Origin of the sequence: Streptomyces sp. NPDC093111 (genome assembly GCF_040683955.1) — a bacterium.
Lineage (GTDB): Bacteria > Actinomycetota > Actinomycetes > Streptomycetales > Streptomycetaceae > Streptomyces.
On sequence record NZ_JBFBNW010000004.1, the window covers coordinates 93,125 to 116,431 of the forward strand.

Annotated in this window: 18 protein-coding genes; 5 read left to right on the plus strand and 13 right to left on the minus strand. The window is 74.1% G+C overall.

Annotation, left to right across the window (positions count from 1 at the left end; translation table 11 throughout):
* Nucleotides 1–173 precede the first annotated feature (173 nt).
* Nucleotides 174–656, plus strand: coding sequence for a DUF1877 family protein (locus tag AB0Q96_RS07525; RefSeq protein ID WP_365322658.1), 483 nt, complete (start codon nucleotides 174–176; stop codon nucleotides 654–656).
* Between the two features lie 178 nt (nucleotides 657–834).
* Here AB0Q96_RS07525 and AB0Q96_RS07530 read toward each other — a convergent pair whose 3' ends face one another.
* Nucleotides 835–1,752, minus strand: coding sequence for an NADP-dependent oxidoreductase (locus tag AB0Q96_RS07530; RefSeq protein WP_365322660.1), 918 nt, complete (start codon nucleotides 1,750–1,752; stop codon nucleotides 835–837).
* Between the two features lie 158 nt (nucleotides 1,753–1,910).
* Between AB0Q96_RS07530 and AB0Q96_RS07535 the strand changes: the two genes are divergently transcribed.
* Both AB0Q96_RS07535 and AB0Q96_RS07540 read left to right on the plus strand, forming a co-directional pair.
* On the plus strand, nucleotides 1,911–3,167 hold the full coding sequence (locus AB0Q96_RS07535; RefSeq protein ID WP_365322662.1) for a LuxR C-terminal-related transcriptional regulator: 1,257 nt from the start codon (nucleotides 1,911–1,913) through the stop codon (nucleotides 3,165–3,167).
* 68 nt (nucleotides 3,168–3,235) lie between these two features.
* Nucleotides 3,236–4,927, plus strand: a complete 1,692-nt coding sequence (locus AB0Q96_RS07540) for a bifunctional 3'-5' exonuclease/DNA polymerase (RefSeq protein WP_365322664.1) — start codon at nucleotides 3,236–3,238, stop codon at nucleotides 4,925–4,927.
* A gap of 113 nt (nucleotides 4,928–5,040) precedes the next feature.
* On the opposite strand, the gene AB0Q96_RS07545 is transcribed toward AB0Q96_RS07540, so the two are convergent.
* Complete coding sequence (locus AB0Q96_RS07545; protein ID WP_365322666.1) at nucleotides 5,041–6,381, minus strand: hypothetical protein; 1,341 nt, start codon at nucleotides 6,379–6,381, stop codon at nucleotides 5,041–5,043.
* Between the two features lie 51 nt (nucleotides 6,382–6,432).
* On the minus strand, nucleotides 6,433–6,942 hold the full coding sequence (locus tag AB0Q96_RS07550) for a SigE family RNA polymerase sigma factor (RefSeq protein WP_365322668.1): 510 nt from the start codon (nucleotides 6,940–6,942) through the stop codon (nucleotides 6,433–6,435).
* 135 nt (nucleotides 6,943–7,077) lie between these two features.
* Here AB0Q96_RS07550 and AB0Q96_RS07555 point away from each other — a divergent pair, with 135 nt between their 5' ends.
* Together AB0Q96_RS07555 and AB0Q96_RS07560 are read left to right on the plus strand one after the other, a co-directional pair.
* Nucleotides 7,078–7,473, plus strand: coding sequence for a DUF6479 family protein (locus tag AB0Q96_RS07555; protein WP_365322670.1), 396 nt, complete (start codon nucleotides 7,078–7,080; stop codon nucleotides 7,471–7,473).
* A gap of 2 nt (nucleotides 7,474–7,475) precedes the next feature.
* Nucleotides 7,476–7,925 carry a sigma factor-like helix-turn-helix DNA-binding protein gene (locus AB0Q96_RS07560; protein ID WP_365322672.1) on the plus strand — a complete coding sequence of 150 codons (450 nt, stop codon included), beginning with the start codon at nucleotides 7,476–7,478 and terminating at the stop codon, nucleotides 7,923–7,925.
* Between the two features lie 131 nt (nucleotides 7,926–8,056).
* Here the strand turns inward: AB0Q96_RS07560 and AB0Q96_RS07565 are convergent, their stop codons facing one another.
* From AB0Q96_RS07565 to AB0Q96_RS07610, 10 genes are all read right to left on the minus strand, one after another.
* Nucleotides 8,057–8,257 (minus strand): hypothetical protein, encoded by a 201-nt coding sequence (locus AB0Q96_RS07565; RefSeq protein ID WP_365322674.1) that lies wholly within the window; start codon nucleotides 8,255–8,257, stop codon nucleotides 8,057–8,059.
* Complete coding sequence (locus AB0Q96_RS07570; protein WP_365322676.1) at nucleotides 8,257–9,552, minus strand: cation:proton antiporter; 1,296 nt, start codon at nucleotides 9,550–9,552, stop codon at nucleotides 8,257–8,259. The genes AB0Q96_RS07565 and AB0Q96_RS07570 overlap by 1 nt, the downstream gene beginning before the upstream one ends.
* A gap of 30 nt (nucleotides 9,553–9,582) precedes the next feature.
* On the minus strand, nucleotides 9,583–10,605 hold the full coding sequence (gene gntD / locus AB0Q96_RS07575) for a guanitoxin biosynthesis L-enduracididine beta-hydroxylase GntD (RefSeq protein ID WP_365322678.1): 1,023 nt from the start codon (nucleotides 10,603–10,605) through the stop codon (nucleotides 9,583–9,585).
* A gap of 51 nt (nucleotides 10,606–10,656) precedes the next feature.
* Complete coding sequence (locus AB0Q96_RS07580; protein ID WP_165591009.1) at nucleotides 10,657–10,806, minus strand: hypothetical protein; 150 nt, start codon at nucleotides 10,804–10,806, stop codon at nucleotides 10,657–10,659.
* A 199-nt stretch (nucleotides 10,807–11,005) separates the two neighbouring features.
* Nucleotides 11,006–12,139 carry a ribosome small subunit-dependent GTPase A gene (rsgA, locus tag AB0Q96_RS07585; RefSeq protein ID WP_365322680.1) on the minus strand — a complete coding sequence of 378 codons (1,134 nt, stop codon included), beginning with the start codon at nucleotides 12,137–12,139 and terminating at the stop codon, nucleotides 11,006–11,008.
* Complete coding sequence (locus AB0Q96_RS07590) at nucleotides 12,136–12,843, minus strand: 4'-phosphopantetheinyl transferase superfamily protein (protein ID WP_365322682.1); 708 nt, start codon at nucleotides 12,841–12,843, stop codon at nucleotides 12,136–12,138. Before AB0Q96_RS07590 ends, rsgA begins: the two co-directional genes overlap by 4 nt.
* Before the next feature lie 5 nt (nucleotides 12,844–12,848).
* Entirely contained in the window at nucleotides 12,849–13,526 is a 678-nt protein-coding gene (locus AB0Q96_RS07595; protein ID WP_365322684.1) for a hypothetical protein, read from the minus strand.
* A 7-nt stretch (nucleotides 13,527–13,533) separates the two neighbouring features.
* Nucleotides 13,534–14,796, minus strand: a complete 1,263-nt coding sequence (locus tag AB0Q96_RS07600; RefSeq protein ID WP_365322686.1) for an MFS transporter — start codon at nucleotides 14,794–14,796, stop codon at nucleotides 13,534–13,536.
* Nucleotides 14,793–23,069, minus strand: coding sequence for an amino acid adenylation domain-containing protein (locus AB0Q96_RS07605; RefSeq protein ID WP_365322688.1), 8,277 nt, complete (start codon nucleotides 23,067–23,069; stop codon nucleotides 14,793–14,795). The genes AB0Q96_RS07600 and AB0Q96_RS07605 overlap by 4 nt, the downstream gene beginning before the upstream one ends.
* A complete protein-coding gene (locus AB0Q96_RS07610; protein WP_365322690.1) occupies nucleotides 23,066–23,305 on the minus strand; it encodes an MbtH family protein in 240 nt (79 codons plus the stop codon). Before AB0Q96_RS07610 ends, AB0Q96_RS07605 begins: the two co-directional genes overlap by 4 nt.
* Nucleotides 23,306–23,307 lie beyond the last annotated feature (2 nt).

Below are 23,307 nucleotides of genomic sequence, written 5' to 3' on the forward strand. Positions count from 1 at the left end.
GGAGCCGGGTCCCTGTCCCGTGCCGTCCGGCGGGGCCGCACCCCCGTGTCGCCCCCTCCGGTTCCCGGCGACCCCGTGACCAGGTGAGGTGCCGGGGTCTGCTGTCGGTGCGTACGGGTAGGTTTTCGCCCGTCGGTCCGGTGTGCGGGCCGTCGAACGGGGGGACCGTGCACATGCACCTGCACATGCGGGCCGCGGCGGAGGCCGAGATCCTGGACGACCACGCCTGGCTCGACGCCTTCATGGCGAGGGCCTGGGAACACCATCAGGTGGAGTGCGCGGCGGGCGTCGCCTGCTGGATCGAGAAGGACTTCGACCTGGTCCACGAGCTCTGTTCGGCGAGCGGCGACGCCGCCGGATGGCTGCCGGTCTTCGGCGGCAGACAGCCGGCCGGGGCGCCCGGCGACGAGCTCCCGCACCCCCCGCTGATCCTGCTCGAACCGGCCGAGGTCCGCGTCGCCGCCGCGTTCCTGGCGGACGTCCCCTTCGAGGCGCTGTGGGAGGCGGCGGGCGCCAAGATCCTCGCCACCGTCGGCCCGGGCTGGGCCGGGGCCCTGGTCCTGGAGATCTTCCGGGGCCGGCACCGGGACCTGCGGGCCTTCTACGGGCGGGCGGCGGCGGCCGGGCACACCGTGGTCAAGGCGGGCCGCTTCTGAGCCGGCACGCGCCCGGCCCGGCGGGCGGGGTCCTTCAGAGCCAACCCGGCGGCGGGGTCCCCCGGAGCCAGCCCGGCGGGCAGGATCCCCCGGAGCCCACCCGGCGGCGGAGTCCCCCCAGAGCCAACCCGGCGGGCAGGATCCCCCGGAGCCCACCCGGCGGCGGGATCCCCCGGAGCTAGAGGAGGATCACCAGCTTGCCGCGGACGTGCCCCGACTCGCTGAGTTCCTGGGCGCGGGCGGCCTCCTTCAGGGGGAAGGTCTCCGCGAGGTCGAGGCGCAGCCGGCCGTCGGCCACCAGGGCGGCCAGTTCGGTGAGGAGGCGGCGGGCGGCGGACTCCTCGACGGTGACGCCGGAGAAGACGATGCCGTGCTCGTGGGCGTCCGGGGCGGCGATGGTCACGATGCGGGACTTCTCGCCGCCGAGCAGCTCGACGGAGACCGGCAGGGTGTCGTGGCCCGCCGCGTCGAAGACCGCGTCGACGCCCTGCGGGGCGGCCGCGCGGACCCGGTCGGCGAGGCCCTCGCCGTAGGTCACGGGGGTCACGCCGAGCTCGCGCAGGAAGGCGTGGTTCCGCTCCGAGGCCGTGCCGATCACCGTCACGCCCGCCGCGACGGCCAGCTGCGCGGCCACCGCGCCCACCGCACCGGCGGCGCCGTGCAGGAGCAGCGTCTCGCCCGCGCCGACGTCCAGCAGGTCGAGGACCCGCCGCGCGGTCTCGCCGGCGACCGGGATGCTCGCGGCCCGCTCCCAGGAGAGGCCGGCGGGCTTGGGGGCGAAGGTCCCGGCGATCGCGTACTCGGCGTAGGCGCCGGTCTTCGTCCAGCCGAACACCTCGTCGCCGACGCGCACTCCGGTCACGCCCTCGCCGAGCGCGTCGACGGTGCCCGCGAACTCCAGGCCGGGGACGGCGGGGAAGGTCGTCGGGTAGAACTCCTCGACCCAGCCGTAACGGCGCTTCCAGTCCACCGGGTTGACCCCGACCGCCGCCACCCTGACCCGCACCTCGCCCGCGCCGGGCTCGGGCACGGCCACGGCCGACTCGTGGCGCAGGACCTCGTGGCCGCCGAACTCCTCGTACACGATCGCTTCCATGACTCCCCGTCTCCCCGCCGCGGATCCGTCTTCGGTGATCCGCGGAAGTGCGTTGTGATCCGTCTCGATGGATCAAGCATCCGCCCGGGCCCTCCCCCGCCCCGCCGCCCGAACGGACAGTCCCACCTGACCGAAAGGACGGCCGTAGGCTTGCCCGCATGGAACTGACCGCCACCAGCGCCCTGTTGGCCGCGCACGACGTCATCCGGCAGCCGCTGGGCGAGATCCTGCCGCGCCTCTCCGAGGTCCTCGCGCCGCTGATCCCGCACCACGCGGCGGTCGAACTGTCCACGCACTGCGCGCACTCGCCGTTCAAGCGGAGCGGCGGCGCGGAGCTGCCGTTCACCGCCGCCGAGCTCACCCCGCTGCTCGCCGCCGGGGTCCCCGGCGAGCCCTGGCAGGGCCCCGCCCGGGTCGGCGGGGCGGAGCGGGAGGTGGTCGCGGTCCGGAGCGACGCCACGCCCCGCGGGTCGGTCCTCGTCCTCGTACGGGAGGAGGGCGCCGAGCCGGCCGGCGCGGCCGAACTCGGCCTGGCGCAGGCCCTGTGGGACCTGGTGACCAGCCACTTCGACCGGTTCGCGAGCGAGGCCGTGCCGGACGCCCTGGCCCGCTCCCGGACGGCGGCCGACACCCGGGCGCGGGTGACCGCCGAGCTCACCACCGCGCACGCCGCCGCGCTCTCCGGGCTCCTCGGGGTGCTGCGCAGCCGCGCCCTGGACGACTCCGCCGCCCGCGCGACCGCCACCGACCTGGCCGTGTCGTCCCTGATCGAGCTGCGGGCCGAGTCGCAGCGGGACAGGTCGGTCGCCGAGGAACCGGCCCTGGAGGCCTTCGCCCGGCTCTCCGACGTCCTGCGCCCGATGCTCCGGCACAGCCCCGTACGCCTCGAACTCGGCCCGCCGGAGTCCGTCCGCACCCTGCCCGCGGACGTCGCGCACGGCACGCGGGCGATCGTCCGGGCGCTGCTCCTGATCGTCCTGGAGCAGGAGGCCGTCTCCCGGGTGCACGTCGGCTGGACCCTGACCGAGCACGAACTGCGGGCCACCGTGCGGGACGACGGGCCGGGGCTGCTCGACGCCTGCCCGCTCGGCGCGGGCAGCGTCACCGACCGCCTTGAGGTGCTGGGCGGGCGCCTGGAACTGGACGCCGTGCCCGGCTGGGGCACCACGCTCACGGCGACCGTGCCGCTCGCCACGCCGGACGCCCCGGTCGCGGCGATGAGCCCGCTGACCGGGCTCGGCGAGCGCGAGGTGGAGGTGCTGACCCATCTGGCGCTCGGGCACCGCAACCGGCAGATCGCGCAGGAGCTGCACATCAGCGAGTCCACGGTGAAGTTCCACGTGGCCAACATCCTGAACAAACTGGGCGTCGGATCCCGGGGCGAGGCCGCGGCCCTCTTCCACAAGGCGGCGTGAGCGGGAGCGGGCCACCCGCTCGGGTCGCCTCCCGGTGATTGTCAGTGGCGGGTGCCAGACTCGCACTCGTGACCGAGAGGTGGGCACTCGCGCCCGAGCCGGAGGGGGACGGGGCGCTGCTCGTCGCCCTCGGGCCCGAGGGGCTGCCCGTCGGTGAGGTGCGGCGCGAGCCGGACCTCGTGGCCGCCGTCCGCTCCCGCCCGGACGTCGCCCGCTGGGTCTGGCGCGCCACCGCCGAGGTGTATCCGCGCCTGCTCGCCGCCGGCGTCCGCGTCGAGCGGTGCTACGACGTCGAGGTGGCCGAACAGCTCCTCCTCGGCCACGAGGGCCGGCTCGGCGAGCCCCGCTCGGCCGCCGCCGCCTGGGCCCGCCTGCGGAACGCGCCGGTGCCCCCCGACCCGCCGCAGCGCGCCGCCGAACCCGGCTCGCAGGGCTCCCTCTTCGAGCCGGTGCCCGCCGCGGGACTCCCCTTCGACGCGCTGCTCGACGTGTACGCGGAGCAGCAGCGGCGGCACGACCGGGCCGAGCACCCGGGGCGGCTGCGGCTGCTCACCGCCGCCGAGTCCGCGGGCATGCTGGTCGCCGCCGAGATGCACCGGGCCGGCCTGCCCTGGCGGGCCGACGTGCACCGGGAGGTGCTGCGCGGACTGCTCGGCGAGCGGTACGCGGGCGGCGGCGAGCCGCGCCGCCTCGTGGAGCTGGCCGACGAGGTGTCCGCCGCGTTCGGGCACCGGGTGCGGCCCGACCTGCCCGCCGACGTGGTGCGGGCCTTCGCGCGGGCCGGGATCCGGGTGCGCTCCACCCGGCGCTGGGAGCTGGAGGAGCTCGACCACCCGGCGGTCGCGCCGCTCATCGCGTACAAGAAGCTCTACCGGATCTGGACCGCGCACGGCTGGTCCTGGCTGGCCGACTGGGTGCGCGACGGGCGCTTCCGCCCCGAGTACCAGCCGGGCGGCACGGTCACCGGACGCTGGACCACCAACGGCGGCGGGGCGCTGCAGATCCCCAAGGTGATCCGGCAGGCCGTGGTCGCCGACGAGGGCTGGCGGCTGGTGGTCGCCGACGCCGACCAGATGGAACCACGGGTGCTGGCCGCGATCTCCCGCGACCCGGGCCTGATGGAGGTCGCGGGCCACCCCGACGACCTGTACACCCGGCTCTCCGACCGGGCCTTCTCCGGCGACCGCGACCACGCCAAGCTGGCGCTGCTCGGCGCGGTCTACGGGCAGACCAGCGGCGACGGCCTGAAGAACCTGGCCGCGCTGCGCCGGCGCTTCCCGCGCGCCGTGGCGTACGTGGACGACGCGGCGAAGGCGGGCGAGGAGGGCCGCCTGGTGCGCACCTGGCTGGGCCGCACCAGCCCGCGGGCGGCGGGCGGCGGTGAGGACGAGGAGGCGGGCCTGCCGCAGGCCACCGCCGCCGCGGAGGACGCCCCCGAGCAGTACGTGCCGGGGTACGCGTCGACCGACGCCCGCGCCCGGGGCCGCTTCACGCGCAACTTCGTGGTCCAGGGCAGCGCCGCCGAGTGGGCCCTGCTGATGCTGGCGGCCCTGCGCCGCGCCCTGGCCGGGATGCGGGCCGAGCTGGTCTTCTTCCAGCACGACGAGGTGATCGTGCACTGCCCGGCCGAGGAGGCGGCGGCGGTCACGGAGGCGATCCGCGCGGCGGGCGACGAGGCGGGGCGGATCGCGTTCGGGGAGACGCCGGTGCGTTTCCCGTTCACGACGGCGACGGTGGAGCGGTACTCCGAGGCGAAGTGAGGCGATTGAGGCCGGGCGAGGCGAGGCGGGGTCTGGCCAGGTCGGCCCGGGGCGGGCCGGGCGAAAGGGGACGGGCCGGGCCTCCGCCGAGGTCCGGCCCGTCGTTCAGGGGGTCACTTCCCGGTCAGCGCACGCCACTTCGGGCTCAGCGCGATCGTCTTCATCTGCTCCGTCGTCAGCGCCGGCTCGGTCCGGGTCGCCGCGTCGTGCTGGGTGCCGGAGTTGAACGCGGAGACGACGACCCGGAAGTCGTCGAGGGCCAGGGTGTCGGCGCTCCACCAGACGACGCCCTCGCCGCCCTTCTCGCCCGGCCGCTCACTCAGGCTCACCAGCGTGCCGTCGGCCTCGGTGGTGACGCCGGGGACGCCGAAGACGTCGCCGCGGATGCCCGTCATGCCCGGCTGGACGTTGATCTGGACGAGGCTCCTGCCCTTGCCGTCGTCGACGACCAGGTAGGCGTAGCTGCCCTCGCCGCCCTTGCCGACGACCCTCAGGCCCCGGTCCTTGGGCAGCAGCGAGCGCAGGGTCGCCTGGACGGCGGCGGCGCTCGGCTCGTGCGCGGCCGGTTCCGTCGTCCCGGACCCGCCACCGGGCTTGGTCGCCGGCGGCGGCAGCTGCTTCAGCAGCGGGCGCCAGCCGGCCGCCGTGACCAGGGCCTTCAGCTGCGTCCCGGAGAACGGGGGGTTCTCGCGGGTGATCGGGGAGTCCTTCTCGGCCGCCGCGTTGTACTCGCTCGCGTCGACGATGAAGCCTTCCTTGGTCTGCAGCAGCGCCCGCCAGTTCTTGGTCTCCACGCGCTTGTCGGGGTACTCGTACCCCTGGACGATCAGCAGCCGGGAGCCGTCGGCCGTCTTCCCCGCGACGCAGCGGTCGTAGGGGACGGCGGCCTTGTCCGGGCACTGCATCTGGTCCGCCGACCAGGCGCCGTCGGCGCGGTAGAGGCCGACCGTGACGGCCGCCTTGCCCTTGCCGTCGTCGTACACGGCGGCGACGGACTGGCCCCTGCCCTGGGGGTCCTGGATCTCCCAGGTCCCGGCCGGGGTGTTGGCCTTGAGGACGGCGGCGAGGTCGGCGACGGGGATCCGCGGCTCGTCGCCGGGCTTCCCGCGCCCCTGCTCGGCCTGGCCGCCGCCCGTGCCGTCGGCGCCGGGCTCCGGGGCCGCCGGCGCCGAGACGCCGCCCACGGAGCCCACGGCTCCCACGTCGCCCCCGCCCAGGCCGCCGAGCAGCGAGCCGCCGTACGAGCCGCCCAGGGCGATCCCGGCGAGGGCCAGCCCGCCGCCGGTCATGGCGAGGCGGCGGCGCAGCATGCGGCGGCGGCCCCGGGTGAGGCCGCCCGAGGCGAGTTCGCGGCGGTCGTCGGTGACGAAGCCGTCGCCGGTGCGGCGCAGGACCGCGCCCAGTTCCTCCTCGAATCGTGCGTTCGTCGTGTCGTTGTCTTCGTGCTGGGGCATGGCGGGATCACCGTCTCCGGTTCGTGGGTCGTAAAGAGCAGGGGTGCCTGGTCAGCGGGCGGCGAGCTCGGTGATGCTGCCGCCGAGCCGGCGGCGCAGCGTGGCCAGGGCGCGGGAGGAACGGGTGCGGACCGCCGCCGAGCTGACGTGCAGGGCGTCGGCCGTCTCCTCGACGCTGCGGTCCTCCCAGTACCGCAGGACGATCACGGCCCGGTCCTTCGGCGCGAGCTGCGCGAGGGCGTCGAGCAGGGCGATCCGCAGGGCGGGGTCCTCGCCGGTGGCGGGGGCCCGGTCGGGCAGCTCGCCGAGGGGGCGCTCGGTGGCCGAGCGGCGCCTGCGGTGGCTGAGGAAGCCCCGTACGAGCACGGTCTGTGCGTAGGCGGCCGGGTTGCCGATCCGGGTCATGCGCCCCCAGTGGACGTACATCCGGCCGAGCGTGTCCTGCACCAGGTCCTCGGCGAGATGGGTGTCGCCGCTGGTCAGCAGGCATGCGGAGCGGAACAGGTGGCCCGAACGGGCGGCGGCGAACTCCAGGAACTCGTCCGCGCGGGACTGTCTCATGTCCCCCCTTCCGTCGCGTGTCGCGTTCGCTGTCGGTGCGCTTACACACCACATACGCGATGGGGTCCGGGAAATGTTTCAGAACCGGATTCCCCCCGCAGGACGAAACGGGGCAAAAAGGGGTATCCCTGGAGTATGAACACTTTCCTCGTGGGTTCCGCCCAGGTCACCACGGCGGCCGGTGTCTGGCAGTCCGGTCTCGCCCAGGTCCTCGGCGGACTCGTCGTGGTCGTCGTCCTCATCGGCGCCTTCATCCTCGGCATGCGCATCAAGGACCGCGAGTCCCGTCCGCCCGACCCGGACGAGCAGCCGCACCGCCCGGAGACCGACGCGCTGCCCGGCGAGATGTCCGAGTACCGCAGGCCGACCGAGATGCCCCACACCGACGGAGAACACCGGCTCATGCCGTACCAGCTCAAGGACGGCGGCGGCACCGAGACCTCGCCCGACCCGCCGAGCGAGGAGAAGCGCAAGTGGGGCGGCATCTCCAGCGGCGGCTTCGGCAGCGGCGGGACGGGACACGGCGACTGACCGTGGACACCCACGCCGTGGGCACCGGTACGCGACCGCGCGCGGTCGCGTACCGCCTGCTCGGCTCCGACGCCGAGGCCGACGCGGCCCTGCGGGAGGCGGAGCGCGGCGCCGGGCCCGGCGCGCCCGCCCCCGCCCCGGGCGGCGCGCCCACGCCCTCCCTGGCCGCCCTGGTCCGGGTCTGCCTGGCCCGGCTGCGGGAGCGCGAGGCGTCCTGGAGCGGGCCGGAGCCGGGACCGCTGGGCGCCGGGCCCGGCGAGGAGGCCGTCCTGGACGCCCTGCCGCCCGCCGAGCGGGTCGCGTACGTGCTGCACGACGACTTCGGCGTCCCCATCGACACCATCGCCCCGGCCATGGGCCTCACCCCGGCCGCCACCCGTCAGCTCGCCGCCCGCGCCCGGCGCCGGGTCGCGGAGACCGACGAGATGCCCGAGCCGGATCCGACGGACTGACGCACGGAGGACCCGACCGGACCCGATCCGCGGCCTGACGCACGGAGCACCGGAACCGATCCGGCCGCCCGCGCACGGAAACACCGCAGGGCCCGTCCCCCGGTCCGGGAGGGCAGGGCCCTGCGGTGCGTTCACGCGGCCGGTACGGCGCCGGTGGCCCAGCGGGCGAGTACCTGCTGTCTGCCGCCGCCCGCCGTGGCCCCGGCCAGTTCGGCCAGGAAGCGGCCGACCTCGCCGTCCCCGCGGACGACGGAGACGGTGCGACAGCCGCGGGTGATCACGACGGTGCCGTTGGCGCGGTGTTCGTAGCCGAAGAGGCGGGCGGGGTGCATCAGGCGGCTCCGATCTTTTCCTTGGCCGGGGTGCCGGTGAGCGGGGCCAGGTCCGGCTCGGGTGTCGGGCCGCCCACGCCGAGCAGGCGCAGGATCGGGCCCGCCATGGCCGTGGTGACCAGGGCCATCAGGACCATCATGGTGAACAGTTCCGGCCCGATCAGGCCCAGTTCGCGGCCGATGCCGAGGATGACGATCTCGGTGAGGCCGCGGGTGTTCATCAGGGTGCCGAAGGCCCCCGCGTCCCGCCAGCTCATCCCGGAGAACCGGGCCGGGATCGCGGCGCCAGCGAACTTGCCGACCACCGCGGCGACCAGCACGAGCAGCAGCGCCGCGAGGCCGGACCAGCCGAGCCCGCCGACGTCGACGGAGAGGCCGGTGACCACGAAGAAGACCGGCAGGAGCAGGGCCGAGACCTTCTCCAGCGGCACCTCGATCTGGCGGTGCAGCACGGAGTCCCGGTCGCCCGCCTCCTGCCTCGGCATGATCAGGCCGAAGGCGAAGGCGCCGAAGATGGCGTGGATGCCGACCCACGAGGTGGCGTAGGCGGAGAGCAGCACGCCGGCCGCCACGACGGCGAGCCGGCCGCTGCCGGACCAGCGCAGCGCCTTGTGCAGCAGCGGCCGCACGACGAAGAGCATCGCCGCCGCGTACGCCGCCGTCCAGGCCAGGACCTGGAAGAAGCCGCCGGTGCCGCCGGAGCCGGCCATCGCGACCACCAGGACCAGCACGCACCAGGCGACCACGTCACCGGCCGCGGCGCAGGCCATGGCGGTGGTGCCGACCCGGGTGGTGCCGAGGTTCTGGTCCCGGATGATCCGGGCGAGCACCGGGAACGCGGTGATCGAGAAGGCGGTGGCCAGGTAGAGCACGAACATGTCCCGGCCCACCCCGGCGGGCGCCAGCGAGCCGTACAGCAGCGCCGCCGCGCCGGCGCCCACCGCGAAGGGGACGGCCATCGCGAGGACGGCCGTGGAGCCGACCGAGGCGGTGCGGCCGCGCAGCTTGCCCAGGTCGAGCTCCCAGCCGGCCAGGAACATGAAGAGCGCGAGGCCGACCTGGGAGACGGCCGACAGCATCGGCCGGGCCTCGGGCGGGAAGATCAGCTCGGGCAGGTTGCCCGGCAGCAGTCCCAGCAGGCTGGGCCCCAGTGCCAGTCCGGCGGCGATCTCCGCCACCACCGGCGGCTGGTGGATCCGCCGCGCGAGCCGGACCATGACGGCCCCGACCAGCAGGACGATCGCCACGTCGGCGAGGACCACCGCGTCGATCGGTACAGCATGGGACGCTGCCATCGCGCCTCTCCCCCTTCTACTCCTGGTGGATCAGATCAGGACACGACCGGCGGCGGTGTCCCGGGTCTCGCGCGACTTGCGCAGGTCACGGGTGATGATCGCCTTCTGGAGCCAGCGGTCCGTACCGTCGTAGCGGGCGGTGAACGCCTTGCGGCCGTGCACGGCGAGGTAGTTGTCGACGACGAGCAGCGTCCCGGCCTCGACGACCACGTCCCGGGTGGCCCGCTCCAGCTCGGCGACGAGCTCCTTCAGGGCCTGCTCGGCACCCGAGTCACCCTCGACGCACCGCATGAAGAAGGGGTCGATCCGCAGGTACGGGGAGTCGGGGGCGCCGAAGAGGACGGCGACCGGCTCCGGGGTCTCGCGCATGGCGCGCATCCGGAGCAGCCCCGGGTGGTCGGGCTGCTGGACGGCGAGCTGACGCAGGTGCTCGTCATCCGGAAGGATGTAGAAGCGCGGCTCGGACAGGGTCTTCCGGGTCTCCGCGCCGAGGGTCACGTCACGGATGGAGGCGACGGTGGTCGGCACCCGGTCGTGGTTGCGGATTCCGAAAAGGGCCAGATAGTCACAGCGGTACGGGTGGAATCCGTCCTCGGTGTGCCATTCCAGCAGGACATCGCTGCCGTGACCGCTCTGCTCGTTCTCCTCGCCGGCGATCGGCAGCACATTCTGGATCATTCGGCCGGACTGGAGGGTGGGCCAGCTGAATATCTCGCCGAGGCATTTCCCGATCAGTGAGAGGAAGATTTCCTCGCGCCGGGTGTTCAGCGAGGAGGCGGCGTCCGCCCAGCTGCCGGGAGTGGGTCCGACGCCCTGGTCGTCGACGTCGAATCCCCGGATCTTGAATGCGGCCGCCGGGTCGTCGCGGCGGAACTCCGCGAGGAACTTCCGCAGCCCCACGGGCAGCCGGCCGGTCAGCTCCCAGGCCTCGTCGTGGAAGCGGGGGTGGCCCGGGTCGCAGTCCGCCCGCTTCAGTTCGGCGATCAGCGCGTCCAGCTGGGCGACTTCGTCGGTGGACAAGTCGTAGTGGAGTACGCCCTGGTCAATGGTCACGGGAATTCGCCCTCTCTGGCATGGTGGGTAGGGGCCGTGGGCGGCCCTGGGCTAGTCCCAGCCCCAGCTGTCGCCGCTGTCGGTCACGCTCGTCTTGCTCGTGTGCAGGGTGTCCGCGGCCTGCGCGGCGGAGGCGCCCATCACCGTCGCCGAGAGGGCCACGGCGCACGAGACCAGGTAGACAAAAGCCTTGCGTCGCATTTCTCTTACCGTCCGATTCCCTCGAAGTGGCTTGTGGCTTACTCGATTTAGCCCGGCAGGTTTTTGACCTGCCGTCGTTGAGTAATCTGCCAGGGGCCGAACGGGCGCTACAAGAAGTTGGATTGGCACCAAGGTGCAGTGGCTGCAAGTGGCCACATCCGCCGCCCTTGGCCGAGAAGCGGGTGTGGCCGGACCACCATCAGAACGCCTTACGGTGTTTCCCGCCGCGCTTGCGCTCGTACATCTCACGCCCCGCGGCCTCGCGTCGGCGCCATTCCCGGCCGAGTTCGGCGCGCAGCCGGGCGTCGGTGCGCGAGGCGATCCAGGCGCTCTCGCGCAGCAGCTTGCGGTAGCTCTCGAACCGGCGGTGCGAGAGGGTGCCGTCCTCGACGGCGGCGAGGACGGCGCAGCCGGGTTCGGCGTGGTGTTCGCAGTTGTGGAAGCGGCAGCGGGCGGCCAGCTCCTCGATCTCGGCGAAGACCTGGGTGAGCCCGTCGTTCGCCTCCCACAGGCCGACCCCGCGCAGCCCGGGGGTGTCGATGAGCAGCCCGCCGGCGGGCAGCGGCAGCAGGTCGCGGGCGGTGGTGGTGTGCCGGCCCTTGCCGTCGCTGCCGCGGACCTCCCCCGACTCCTGTTCCTCGGCCCCCAGCAGGGCGTTGACCAGCGTGGACTTGCCGACGCCCGACTGGCCGAGCAGGGCCGAGGTCCGGCCGGCCAGGGCCCCGGCGAGGGCGTCGAGGCCGTGTCCGTCGAAGGCGCTGACGGGGAACACCTCCGCCCCCGGGCCGGCCTCGGCGACATCGGTCACGAGGTGGGTGATGTCGGGGACGAGGTCGGTCTTGGTCAGCACGACCAGCGGCTGGGCGCCGCTGGACCAGGCGAGGGAGAGGAAGCGTTCCAGCCGTCCGAGGTCCAACTCGACGGCGAGCGAGACCGCGATGACGGCCAGGTCGATGTTGGCGGCGAGCACCTGCCCCTCGGAGCGGGCCGAGGAGGTGGAGCGGGTGAAGCGGGTGCGGCGGGGCAGCAGCGCCCGGACGACCGGGCCGCCGCCGGTGGCGGGGGCCGCCTCGACGGCCGCCCAGTCCCCGGTGCAGGGCGCGGTGGTGGGGTCGGCGCCGAGCACGGGCCCGGTGTCGGCGCGTAACGGCGTCACGGGCGCGGCGGCGTCGGCCCGGGCGGCGGCAACCGTCTCGCAGCGGCCGCGGTCGACCCGCACGACCCGGGCCGGGACGAGCCCGGCTTCGGCGTGCGGGGCGAACGCGTCCGCCCAGTCGGCGTCCCACCCGTAGGAGGCGAGTGTCGGTGTGGAGGATTCAAAGGCGCTGGTCACAGCGGTCCCCTCGATCGGTGGTGCGGATCGGGGCCATTGTCGGGCCGCCGTACGGTCGTGGCCGTGAGGACCAGCCCGTCCTTGACGAGAAACCCTCCTTCGAACCCGGTCAGCCGTACGCCGTCCACCACCGGCCCCTCGACGAGGAGCCGGGCGGTGAAGGTCGAGGTGCGCGGCCGGAAGGCGACGGTGGCCTCCTTGAAGTCCAGCCAGCGGCCGGTCAGCGGCGACCAGGCCTTGAAGACGCTCTCCTTCGCGCTGAACAGGGCCCGGTCCCAGTGCACGTCCGGCCGGACCGCGGCCAGTTCGGCGAGGTGGGCCCGCTCCTGTTCGCCGGTGACCAGGTGCAGCACCCCGGTCTGGTCGAGCGCGGCGTGCGGTTCGGCGTCGAGGCCGAGCGCCGCCACGTCCGTGGCGCGGGCCACGGCCGCCGCCCGGTAGCCGGCGCAGTGGGTGATGCTCCCGACGATCCCGGCCGGCCACCGGGGGGCCCGGTCGGTCCCGTACGGGATGGCGACGGGGGCCACGCCGAGCCCGCCGAGGGCCCGCCGGGCGCAGGCCCGGGCGGTGGTGAACTCGCGGCGCCGCGCGGGGACGGCGCGGGCGAGCAGGTGCTCCTCGCCCGGGAAGGGGACCGGCGCCCCGGCCGGGTCGCCGAACGCTTCCGCGGTCGCGACCGGCCGGGGCAGCAGTTCCTCGATCATCGGAGCTAGCCGGCCTTCCGCAGCTCGACCTTCGGACGCGTCTCCTGCCGGGTCAGCGTGGTCAGCGCCGTGACGGTCGCCGCGTCCTCCCACCACCGGACGGGCCGGTCGATCGGGTCGATCGGCATGACGGACTTGAACATGTCGTTCTCGAGGTTGGCGAGCTCCGCGTCGTACGGCTTGCCGGTCGCCTTGAACGCCCGCTGGATGCGGACCCGGCGCCGTTCGATCAGCTCGGCGTTCCGCTCGAAGGTGGAGGCCGGCTGGAGCAGGAAGTAGGTCTGCGGGCTGCCGAAGTTGTACCGCGGCGAGTGCTCCGGGTAGCAGGGCGCGAAGGAGACGACGAAGAAGCGCTCGCCGCCGATCATCGCGTACCAGGTCTCGTCCGGCTCGGGGTCGTCCTGGATGTACACCGACGGGTAGAGCTCACACAGCGCCTCGAAGAAGCGCCGGGTGAGCCGGGTCAGGTCCGGCAGGGTGGCGCCGAGCTCCGGGTCCTCGAAGGTGAGCAGCATGCCGTCGAGTTCCCGCTCGCGCGCCGAGGCGAAGAACTCCTCGATGGTGTCGCGGTGTTCGCGCAGCCCGGCCTCGATGTCCTTGCCGGGGACGCTGACGGGGGTGCCCATGCGGGACGGCTTGGCGAAGGGACAGTGGGTCGTCCGGACGATCTGGTCGAAACTCATGCTGACCTCACAGCTTTACCTTTTGCGGTTCGGTGACGGGTGCGGAGGCGCGGCAGCCGAGCACGTAGAACCACCAGCCGAGGACGACCAGGGCGATCAGCGCGGCGAACATCGCGGCCGGGGAGGCGTGCACGAGGAGGAAGCCACAGATGATCGGACCGATCGCGACCCCGATGTGGACGAGGTTCTGCGCGCCGAAGTAGCTGCCGCGGAGGTTCGCGGGAGCGATGTTGTCGATGAACATGTACTCGGCGGGGACCACGATGACCTCGCCGATCGTGAAGACCACGATCGCCGCGACGATGATCCACACCTCGGTGGAGAGCGCCATGCCGACCAGGCCGAGGACGAAGGCCCCGGTGCCCCAGGTGAGCCAGCGCAGCAGGGTCTTCTCCTTGAGCCGGCTGCCGATGACGTACTGGGTGGAGATCACGACGACGGCGTTGGCGGCCGAGATGTACGCGACCAGCCGGTAGGCGGTGTCGCGGGACTCGACCAGGACCAGGTACTGGGACATGTAGGTCAGCAGCGGCCCGTAGACCACGATGCTGAGGATGCCGCCGAGGGTGAACAGGCCGAGCCGGCGGTCGGCCCGCATGACCCGCAGCACCTCGCGGAAGTTCATCGACTCGTCGTCGGAGCCGGCCTCGGCGGACTCGGCGCCCGCCACGGCCCCGGCCTTCGCCGGGCCGCCCGTGAACAGCCGGCGGAAGATCACCAGCGGCAGCAGCGCGGCGAAGATGACGCCGGCCGCGAGCCAGAACGGGCCGCCCGTGCCGACCTTGACCGTGAACACGCCCAGGAAGGGCCCGATGGCCGCGCCGATGTTCTGCAGCGAGTAGCGCAGCGAGAACACCTTGGCGCGGTTCTCCGAGGGCAGCAGGTCGGCGAGGAGCGCGTTGGCGGTGACGCTCATGGAGGAGGAGGCCGTGTTGGCGACCAGCAGCAGGCCGATGACCATGACCGGGGAGTCCAGGAAGGGCAGCACGCCGTACAGGCCGGTGAGCAGCACATCCAGGACGATCATGAAGTCGACCTTGACGAAGCGGTCGGCGAGGTAGCCGCCGTAGACGCTCACCATGGTGCCGATGAGCAGGCAGACGCCCAGGACGTAGCCGACGCTGGCGCCGTCCATGCCGAGCGAGTCGTTCAGGTAGATCGGCAGATAGGCGAGGATGCCGAAGAAGCTGACGGAGCGCGCCATCGCGCAGAGCAGCATGATCCGTACGGCGGTGGGCAGTTCGCGGACCAGCTGGACGAAGTTCTTCATGCCCGAGCCTCCCCCGCGATGGTCTCGATGATCTCGATGAGTGTGTCCTTGACGAATTCGATCTTCTTCTCGTCGAAGAGATCGGGGTGGTGGCCGAAGAGCAGTTCCAGGCGCTCCCCGGGGATCACGGTGATGCCGAGCGGGTAGTGCGAGACGCCCTTGGCGCCGTCGGTGCGCTCGCTCGCGCGCAGCCCGCCGAGGTCGGCGGCGCCGTCCTCCTGATCGGGGTAGTTCTGGAACACGTAGTACGAGTCGAACAGCTCGCCCGCGCCCGCCAGTCGCTGGATCTCGGTGAGCCCCAGGTGGCGGTGCGGGAAGACGTCGAGCTGGGCGGACTGCACCCGGGTGAGGGTAGCCCGCAGCGGCTCGCCGGCCTCGGCGCGCACCCGCAGCGGCACGGTGTTGATGAGCAGGCCCACGACGGACTCGATGCCGTCGATCTCGGCCGGCCGCTCGGAGACGGTGGTGCCGAAGACGACGTCCTCCGTCCCGGTGAGCCGCCCCAGCAGCAGGCCCCAGGCCGTCTGCACGGCCGTGTTGAGGGTGATCCCGAGGCGGGCGCAGGCCCGCTCCAGGTCCCGGGTCAGCTCGGCCGGCAGCACCGCGCCCGTCATGCGGGGCAGCACGTGGGAGGCGAGCCCCGGGGTGCCGACCCGGGTCGGTCCGGCGAGCCCGTCGAGGTAGCCCTGCCAGGCCGTGACGGCCTCCGCCGCGTCCTGTCCGGCCAGCCAGGCCAGGTACTCCCGGTACGGGGTGACCGGCGGCAGTGCCTCGCCGCGGCCCGCGTACAGCTCGAACAGGTCGTGCCAGACGACCGGCATGGACCAGCCGTCGAGCAGGATGTGGTGGTCGGCGACGAGGAGTTCGTGCCGGGTGGCGGCGTAGCGGATCAGGCTGAAGCGGAGCATCGGCCCGCGCGCCAGATCGAAGCGCAGCCGCGCGTCCTCGGCGACGATCCGGTCCCGCTCGGCCTGCTGTTCGGCGGGCGGCAGGCCGGTCAGGTCGTGCAGCCGCCACGGCACCTCGACGGTCGAGCGGACGACCTGGACCGGGTTCTCCAGGCCGCGGACGGCGAAGGAGGCCCGCAGGTTGGCGTGGCGCATGAGCAGCCCGTGGGCGGCGGCGCGCAGCCGCTCGGCGTCGAGCGGCCCCTCCAGGTCGAAGACGGTCTGCCCCTGGTAGGGGTCGTCGTCGTGCTCGGGGTCGGCGGAGGCGCTGACGTGGAGCAGCAGGCCCTGCTGGAGCGGGGCGAGCGGCAGCACGTCCGCGAGGCCGGGGTAGGTGCGCGCCAGCTCGGTCAGGGTGGACTGCTTGAGCGACAGCAGGGTGATGTCGGAGGGGGTGAGCCCGCCGAGCTCGGGGTGGCCGGTGAGGCCCGCGAGGGCTTCGAGGAGCTGGGCGAAGCGGTCGGCGAGGGCGCCGACCTCGGCCGCGTCGAAGAGCCCGGTGTCCCAGGTCCAGCGGACCGCCAGGGTCTCGCCCTCGGGCCGGACGTCCACGAGCAGGGCGTACGGGGCGGGCGCGTCGGCCGGCGCGTCGGAGCCGTACCGGAAGGCGACCCGCGAGGGGCCGAACTCCTGGTTCGCCGCCGCGAGTTCCGCGTGGTTGCGGCCCTCGGCCGGCGTCTGCCGGACCTGTTCCTTGACGCGCTTGAGGGCGCGGGCGAGGCCCTTCGGGTCGGTCAGCGCCCGGTCGATGCCGGCCAGCCCCGGGGTCAGCCTGACCGGGTACGGGGCCGGGACCTGGTCCGTCGCCAGGTCGACGCGGAGCGCGGACTGGGCGGCGGGCAGCCGCCGGGCGCGCCACTCGATGAGCGCGGGCGCGAACGCGGCGAGCGCGAGGTGCTCGGGCGCGGCGTGGAAGATCCCGGGCAGCGCGCCGAGCAGCGCGCCGGCCGCCTCCCCGTCGAGGCGCCGGTCGAACGCGGCATGTTCCAGGGCCGGTTCGCCGTAGGACGGGTCGGGGGTCTCCAGGGTCTTCAGCCAGTGCGGCAGCTCGGTCGCCGCGACCGCGGCCGGGTCGACCGCCTCGGCGGCCTGCGCGGCGCGGGCGATCAGCGCCTCCACGGTCTGGTGCTGGAAGACGTCGCGCGGGGTGATGACGAAGCCCTCCGCGCGGGCCCGGCTGACCAGCTGGATCGAGCGGATCGAGTCGCCGCCCAGGTCGAAGAACTGGTCGTCGACGCCGACCGTCTCCAGGCCCAGGACCTCCGCGAACAGCCGGGCGAGGGTGATCTCCCGCTCGGTGCGCGGCGGCCGGACGGCCCGCGAGGTGAAGTCGGGCGCGGGCAGCCTGCGGGTGTCCAGCTTGCCGTTCGGGGTGAGCGGCAGCCGGTCCAGCAGCACGACCGCCGCGGGCACCATGTGCTCGGGCAGCGACCGGGCCGCGTGCCGGCGCACCTCCAGGGCCAGCTTGCGGGTGTGCTCCTCGGCGCGCGGGTCGTTGCCGTGCGCGTACAGGCTCCGGGTCCCGTCGGGCGTGTGCCGGAAGACGTCGGTGAGCCAGGGCGCCGCGGCCCGCTCCGGTCCGAGGAGGACCGCGTCGAACAGGTCGCCGTCGGCGGCGTCGGTCCAGGTGAGCCGGGCCTCGTAGCCGCACTCGGCGGCCAGCGCGTGCAGGGCCTCCGGGTCGGTGCCGGGCCGCTCCGCCGGGAGCAGGGTCCGGACGGCGGCGGTGTTCTCGGTGCGGATCCGCCGGGCGGTGAGCACCTCGGCGGCGACCCGCCGGTTGGGGATGCCGGTGACGCGCAGCAGACCGGGCCGCCCGTCCGCGAGGTGGGCCCGCAGCGCCTCGGGGCCGTCCCAGGCCAGCTCGGCGGCGTCGGCGACGGAGACGAGCGCGGCGCCCCGCTTGTGCAGCACGACCTCGTAGCGGAAGTCGGTCAGCTCGTTGCTGTGGTGACCGCGCTTGAGCTGGATGTCGACGCCCTCGACCTCGGGGACCTCCTCGCCGATGCGGCTGAAGAAGGCCGGGTCCAGGAGGAGTTCGCTCTCCAGGGCCATGGTGTGCTCGACCAGCTCGCGCACCGCCCCGGCCGGCTCGTCGGCGTGCGCCCCGCCGTGCAGGGCGATCGCGGTGAGGAAGGGGTGGAGCAGTCCGAGGTGCCGGATGTCGCCGAGGAAGATCCGGCCGCCGGGCTCCAGGAGCGCCATGGCCTGCCGGATCACGTCGATCAGGTAGGGGACGCTCGGGAAGTACTGGGCGACGGAGTTGATGACGACGGTGTCGTAGCGGTGGCCCGCGAGGTCGCCGATCTCGTGGCCGGCGAGGCTGCGCAGCATGATCCGGTCGCGGAGCTCCTCGGAGGCGGCGGCCCGGTTGCCGAGGGTCTGGATCAGCGAGGGCGAGAAGTCGACGCCGGTGTAGTGGTCGACGTGGGGGGCGACCTTCCACAGGATGAGGCCGGAGCCGACGCCGACCTCCAGGACGCGGCGCGGCTTCAGGCCGAGGATGCGCCCGATGGTGGCGTCCTGCCACTCGCGCATCTGGTCCAGCGGGATGGGCCCGTTGTCGTAGCTGCTGTTCCAGCCGGTGAAGTCCTGTTCGACGCCCAGGTCCTCCTGCTCGCTGTAGCCCTGCTCGTGGATCTCCTGCCACTTGTCGACGTGCTCGATGTCCTCGGCGAGGTCGTGCGCCCGCTCCTCGGCGCTCTTCGGCACGACGTAGCCGATGAGCTGCTTGTGGTCGGGGGTGTCCTCGCGGACGACGACGACGGACTGGGCGACGTCGTCGTGGGTGTCGAGGACGGACTCGATCTCGCCGAGCTCGATCCGCATGCCGCGGATCTTGACCTGGTCGTCGGCGCGGCCGACGAAGTCCACGACGCCCTCGCCGGAGGGCAGGGTGCGCCACTTGGCGAGGTCGCCGGTGCGGTACATCCGGCCGCCGGGCTCCCCGTACGGGCAGGCCACGAAGCGCTCGGAGGTGAGCCCCGGCCGGTTGAGGTAGCCGCGGGCCAGGCCGTGGCCGGCGATGTACAGCTCGCCGACGACGCCCGGCGGCACGGGCCGCAGGGCCGCGTCGAGGACGTACACGCGGGTGTTGTGCAGGGGGCGGCCGACCGGCACCGAGTCGGCCTCGAAGGCGCTCCCGGCGTCGCCGACCCGCCAGTACAGCGTGTCGACGGTCGCCTCGGTCGGACCGTACGCGTTGATCATCGTCCGGCCGCGCGACCAGGTCGCGGCGAGCCCCGGCGGGCAGGCCTCGCCGGCCACCATGATGTGCGGGACGGCGGCCAGCGCGTCCTGGGCCATCGAGCCGAGGATCGTCGGCGAGAAGGTGATGTGCGTCGGCCGGTGGCGGGCCGTCAGGGCCCGCTGGCGGTCCGGCGACAGCAGCTCCTCCGGCGAGGTGAGGATGACGGCCGCGCCCGACAGCAGGGTGCAGCACATCTCGCAGAAGGTCGGGTCGAAGTTGATGGACGAGAACTGCAGGAAGCGGGAGCCGGCGTCCAGACCGAACCGCTCGATGTAGCTGCGGGCCAGGTTGGGGATGCCGCGGTGGGTGACGGCCACGCCCTTGGGGCGGCCCGTCGAGCCCGAGGTGTAGATGACGTACGCCAGGTCGCCGGAGCGCAGCGGCGCGCGCCGCTCGGCGTCGGTGGGCGCGTGTTCCGGGCAGGCGTCGAGCTCCGCCCGTACGGCCGGGTCGTCGAGTGCGAGCCGGACCACGTCGCGGGCCTCGGCGGGCAGCTTGGCGAGGACGTCGCCGGTGGTGATCAGGACCTTCGGGCGGGTGTCCTCGACCATGAACGCCAGGCGCTCCGGCGGGTAGTCGGGGTCGAGCGGCAGGTAGACGCCGCCCGCCTTGAGGATGCCGAGCAGGCTCGCCAGCAGGTCGGGCGAGCGGCGCAGCGACAGGCCCACGACGGCGTCCCGGCCGACGCCCCGCCCGATCAGCCAGTGCGCGACCCGGTTGGCGCGCCGGTCGAGCTCGGCGTAGCTCAGCTCGGCGTCCTCGTGGACGAGGGCGAGCCCGTCGGGGGTCTTCGCCACCTGCGCCTCGAAGAGGGCGGGGAAGGTGGCGGCGGGCAGGTCGAGCGCGGTCGCGTTCCAGCCGTCGAGGACGGTGCCGCGCTCCTCGCCGTCGAGCAGGTCGATGGAGTCGAGGCGGCGCGCGGGATCGGCGACGACCAGGTCGAGGACGCGCAGCAGGTAGCGGGCGAAGCGCTCGACGGTGGCCCGGTCGAACAGGTCGGTGGCGTACTCGATCTCGCCGCGCAGACCGTCCGGGCGGCCGGCCCGGTCGAAGCGCTCGGTGAGCTCGACCGTCAGGTCGAACTTGGCGGTCCGGGTCGGCACCGTCTCGTGGACGGCGTCGAGGCCGGGCAGCCGCCAGTCGGGCTCCACGTTGTTCTGGAGCACCAGCATCACCTGGAACAGCGGGTGGTGGCTGGTGGTGCGGGCCGGGTTGAGGACTTCCACCAGGTACTCGAACGGCAGGTCCTGGTGGTCGTAGGCGGCCAGGTTCGACTCGTTGACGCGGGCCAGCAGCTCGGTGAAGGCCGGGTTGCCGGAGGTGTCGGTGCGCAGCACCAGGGTGTTGACGAAGAAGCCGACGAGCTCGTCGAGCGCGCTGTCGGCGCGGCCCGCGAGCGGTGAGCCGAGCGGGATGTCGGAGCCCGCGCCCAGCTTGCTCAGCATGGTCGCGGCGGCGGCCTGGAGCACCATGAAGAGGCTGGCCCGCTCGCGCTGGGCCAGCGCCTGCAACCGGTCGGTCAGTTCGGCGCCGACCTCGAAGCGCACGACGTCGCCGCGGAAGGTGGCGAGCGCCGGGCGCGGCCGGTCGGTGGGCAGGTCCAGCAGCTCGGGCGCGCCGGCCAGCCGCTCGCGCCAGTAGGCGAGCTGCCGGGACATGGCCGAGTCCGGGTCGTCGGTGGAGCCGAGCAGCTCGCGCTGCCACAGCGTGTAGTCGGCGTACTGGACGCCGAGCGGGGCGGCCTCGGGCGCGGCGCCGCGGCGGGCCGCCTCGTACGCCTCGCACAGGTCCTTGACCAGCGGGGCGAGCGACCAGCCGTCGGAGGCGATGTGGTGGATGCAGAGCAGCAGGACGTGCGCGTCGGGGCCGGTGCGGAACAGGTCGACGCGGGTGGGGATCTCCGCCGACAGGTCGAAGAGATGCCCGGCGGCCTTGTCGACGGCGGCCCGGACCTCGGCCTCGGCGACCTCGTGGACCGCGACCGCGACCCGGGCCTCGGCGGCCGGCACCACGATCTGCTCGGCGCCCTCGGGGCCCTCGCCGAAGTAGGTGCGCAGGCTCTCGTGCCGGGCGACCAGGTGGTCCACGGCCTTCTGGAGCGCGTCCTGGTCGAGGGCGCCGGTGAGACGGACGGCGATCGGCAGGTTGTAGGTGGTGCTGGGGCCCTCCAGGCGGTGCAGGAACCACAGCCGCCCCTGCGCGTACGAGACGGGCAGGTGCGCGCCGCGCTCCCGTACGCGGGGCGCGGGCCGGGCCGGGGCGCCCGCGTCGAGGCGGAGCGCGAGGGCGGCCGGGGTGCGCTCCTCGAAGACGGTGCGGAGGGGGAGTTCGACGCCGAGCTCGGCGCGGACCCGGGCCACCAGGCGGGTGGCGAGCAGCGAGTTGCCGCCCAGGTCGAAGAAGGCGTCGTCGGCGCCGACCCGGTCGACGCGCAGCACCTCGCCGAAGAGCGCGGCCAGCGCCCGCTCGCCCTCGGTGCCGGGCGCGCGGTACGGGGTGCCGGTGCCGAACTCCAGCGGCGGCAGGGCCTTGCGGTCGACCTTGCCGGCCGGGGTGAGCGGGAAGCGGTCCAGGACGGCGACTCCGGCCGGGACCATGTGCTCGGGCAGCCAGGCGGCGAGCGCGGCGCGCAGCGCGGCCGGCTCGGGGCGGTGCCCTGCGGCGGGCACCACGTAGCCGGCCAGGTGCGTGGCGCCGGGGCCGTCGTCCTCGCGGACCACGACCCGGGCCTGCGCGACCTCGGGCAGGCGGCGCAGCGCCTCCTCGATCTCGCCGAGCTCGATGCGGTAGCCGCGTATCTTGACCTGCTCGTCGACGCGGCCGAGGAAGTCGAGGGCGCCGTCCGGGCGGCGCCGTACGACGTCGCCGGTGCGGTACATGCGGGCGCCGGGGGCGCCAGGGGTGCCAGGGGTGTCGGACGTGTCGCCGAACGGGCAGGCGACGAAGCGTTCGGCGGTCAGGCCGGGGCGCCCGTGGTAGCCGCGGGCCAGGCCGTCGCCGGACAGGTACAGCTCGCCGGGCTCGCCGTCGGCGACCGGCCGCAGCCGCTCGTCGAGGACATGGACGCCGGTGTTCCACATCGGCGTGCCGATGGTGACGGGCTCGCCCGCGCGGACCGGCGCGACCAGCGACCAGATGGTGGTCTCGGTCGGGCCGTACAGGTTCCACACCTCGGCGTGCCCGTCGGCCGCGAGGAAGTCGGCGAGGTCCTGCGGCAGCGCCTCGCCGCCGCACAGCAGGCGGATGCCCGCCGGGAGTTCGGCCGGCGACCAGCCCGCCTCGCGCAGCAGCTGCCACAGCGCGGGGGTGCCCTGGACCAGGGTCGGCCCGGCCTCGGCGAGCCGGCGGCGCAGCGCGGTGCCGTCCACGGCGGTCTCCCGGGGCACCAGGTGCAGGGTGGCGCCGTTGACCAGCGGCAGGTACAGCTCCAGGCCGGCGATGTCGAAGGAGACCGGGGTCGTCGACAGGACCGTGTCGGCCTCGCCCACCCCGTACCGGTGCGACATGAAGGCGAGGAAGTTCGCCAGCGAGCGGTGGGTGACGACGACGCCCTTGGGGCGGCCGGTCGAGCCGGAGGTGTAGATCGTGTACGCGCCCTGGCCGGGCCCGGTGGAGCGGCCCGCGGGGTCGGTGTCCGGCTCGGCGCTCTCGTCGCCCGGGTACAGCCGGGCGGTGCCCTCGTCCACCGGGCCGAGGCCCGGCTCGACGGCCGGGGTGGTGATCAGGGCCCGGGGGCGGGCGTCGGCCGTCATGTAGGCCAGCCGCTCGCTCGGGTAACCCGGGTCGAGCGGCAGGTACATCGCGCCCGCCTTGAGGGTGCCGAGCAGCGCGGCGACCAGCTCCGGCGAGGACGGCAGCGCGACGGCGACGGTGTCGCCGGGGCCGATGCCGAGGCCGCCGAGCCGGTGCGCGATCCGGTTGGCGCGGGCGTTGAGCTGCGCGTACGTGAGCTCGGTGGTGCCGTCGGTGAGGGCGACGGCGGCCGGGACCCGGGCGGCCGTCGCCTCGAAGCGTCCGACGAGGCCGTCGGTCCACGGGGCGGCGGCGCCCGCGGGCTGCTCCAGCTGTGCGGTCATGAGTGCAGGTCCTGTCCGGTGGTCGCGGCCGGCGCGAGGGCCGTCCAGTGCTCCTCGACGTACCCGAGGCAGGCGGTGCGCGTCCCGGGGCCGAACGCGGCCTGCCAGCCGGCCGGCACCTCGGCGAAGTCCGGCCACAGCGAGTGCTCGCCGGCGGCGTTGGTCAGGACGCGGTAGACGCCCGACTCGTTCTCGAACGGGTTGGTCGCCTCGTCCGTCTGCTGTGCCTTGCCCATGG